The 1,924-nt window shown below is 66.7% G+C and carries 4 protein-coding genes; all 4 read right to left on the minus strand.

The features are described from left to right. Positions 1-184: 184 nt before the first annotated feature. The gene (locus ACTQ48_RS11050) at positions 185-700 is read right to left on the minus strand and encodes a hypothetical protein (protein WP_441042101.1); all 516 of its coding nucleotides are present in this window, start codon (positions 698-700) and stop codon (positions 185-187) included. 72 nt (positions 701-772) lie between these two features. Then, positions 773-1,279, minus strand: coding sequence for a phage tail tube protein (locus tag ACTQ48_RS11055; protein ID WP_441042099.1), 507 nt, complete (start codon positions 1,277-1,279; stop codon positions 773-775). 9 nt (positions 1,280-1,288) lie between these two features. Next, on the minus strand, positions 1,289-1,558 hold the full coding sequence (locus tag ACTQ48_RS11060; protein WP_441042097.1) for a hypothetical protein: 270 nt from the start codon (positions 1,556-1,558) through the stop codon (positions 1,289-1,291). After that, a partial coding sequence (locus ACTQ48_RS11065; RefSeq protein WP_441570948.1) for a hypothetical protein occupies positions 1,555-1,924 on the minus strand: 370 nt, incomplete at its 5' end. The genes ACTQ48_RS11060 and ACTQ48_RS11065, both read right to left, overlap by 4 nt.

Here is a 1,924-nt window from a genome sequence, read left to right on the forward strand (position 1 = left end):
GCGATCCACAGCGACCGCTCCCACGCGTCGAACTCGGGGTCACGGGTGGTGATGGTTGTGCCGTCGGGGCGGGTGGTGGTGACCGTGGTCGGCTCCCACCCGTTGAATCGGCGCAGGCTGACGCCCAAGCTGCGGGCGATCGCCAGATCAGTCCGCAACTCGGCGTCGGAGGCGACAACCTCAGCTACATAGGAAAATCCGGCAGCTCACCGAGGATCGCGTTCAGTTTCGCGTTGTGGGCCTCCAGTTCGGGAAGCTCCATGTTGTCCACGAGATGCGAGAACCGGGCCTCGTCAATGTCGGCGATCGTCTCACCGTCGAGGGTGGTGGCGTGGGTGAAGCAGCGGCGCATGAGGTTCCCGTACACGTCGGTCGCGGGGCCCTCGGTGTCGATGGTGGCGTAGAACTCCCTCGACTCGGCGGGGAGCAGCGCCCGGTAGTGGATGAGGATCGACGCCTCACGCAGAGCGGCGCGGGCCGCTTGCACAGCCTTCTCGGCCGCCTGACGCCCCGACGGCTTGGCTCCGAGCGATCCCGTCTTGGGTGCGTCGTCACCGGAGGGGCAGGCGTCCAAAGCGTTCTTGGCGGCCTCCCAGGCCTCCCACAGAGCGGGGTCCAGGCAGACAGGGGCGGTGGTGGTGCGCCGGATGCTCGACTTCACTCGGGCGTCCAGCAGCTGGGCGTACTTCGATTCAGACATGGTGGCCTCTCTGAGATGCAGCCACCCCCTACGCGCGAGGCCATGCGGTAGGGGCTGGCTGCGATTGGGGGGTTAGGACGCGATGGTGGCGAACAGCCCGGCGTTGCGTCCATCGACGGCGAGCGCGACGCGGACCTCGTACACGGCACCCTCCTCGACCCCGATAGGCACGAGATCGACGGCGGCGACGCGAGCCTTGATGACCTGAGCCTTCTGCGATGCTGCAGCCGGGGTCGTGTGCTTCAGTCCGGGCCGGTGGATCAGGTATACCACCGAGTCCTCCACGAACTTCTCCGAAATGGTCTCCGCCTGGGGGTCGCCGATCTTGATGGTGAGCGGCTCGAGGTTGCGCTCGCGATTGCCGACGCGCTTCTTCGCGACCTTGTCGCACAGGTACTGCGAGCTGGCGTAGGAGACGTCGGTGGAGATGCCGAACGACTTGATGGAGCACTCGATGGCGGTGCCCGCGTTGTACTCGGCGACGGTCGGCTTGTCGAGGTCCGCGACAGCGGGGGCGACGATAACGGCGGAGTTCTCGAGAACCTCCACGCCGTCGGGATTGAAAACAGTGAGAGACATGGGGGCTCCTTAGATGTTGGTCTTGAACTTGGGGTGTGCTGGGTTGCCGTTGGCGTCGACGGCTGGCGACTTGAGTGGCTTGTAGCGGGCCTTGTCAGAGTCCGCGAGGTTGGCGGAGATGGTGATGTGGTGTCCGGTCGCGGTGTCGCGGACACGCACGACGCTCACCCCGATTCGGGTGACAGCGGCCATGTCGGCGTCGGTCGCCTCGGCCTCCTCGGCCTCGGTCGTCTCGATCTCGACCGGTTCGGACTGGTCGGCGGCTCGGGTGGTGGTCATAGCTGGTTCCTTCTGATGCGGACGGTGAAAACGAGAGTCGCAGACATGCGGACGTCGCCAGCAGGGCCCTCGGTCACCAGTGGCCCGGATGATTCCTCGACCATCGCCGAGTCGGCACCGAACGGCTGGCACCTGTTGAGGGCGGTGCGGACGATCGTCACCGCGTCCCGGACGCCGGGGCGGGTGCGGGCCACACACACGGCGCTCACGTCGACCCTGATGTGCGCCGACGGGGCACAGATGCGGCGCTCCGACTCCAGACCGGTGTCGTAGTACAGACATACGTACCGGCCCGGTGGGGTCGCTGGCGGTTCCCCGTCATAGACGGTGAGGGCCGGGATGCGTGCCGCGAGGTCGTCGTGCAGG

The sequence above is a fragment of the Collinsella sp. Sow4_E3 genome, from assembly GCF_052116285.1.
Classification (GTDB): Bacteria; Actinomycetota; Coriobacteriia; order Coriobacteriales; family Coriobacteriaceae; genus Collinsella.

Excerpts from the sequence above, each read along its gene's own strand:
- ACTQ48_RS11050 (WP_441042101.1), bottom strand. The coding sequence starts at position 700 with ATGTCTGAATCGAAGTACGCCCAGCTGCTGGACGCCCGAGTGAAGTCG.
- ACTQ48_RS11055 (WP_441042099.1), bottom strand. The coding sequence starts at position 1,279 with ATGTCTCTCACTGTTTTCAATCCCGACGGCGTGGAGGTTCTCGAGAAC.
- ACTQ48_RS11060 (WP_441042097.1), bottom strand. The coding sequence starts at position 1,558 with ATGACCACCACCCGAGCCGCCGACCAGTCCGAACCGGTCGAGATCGAG.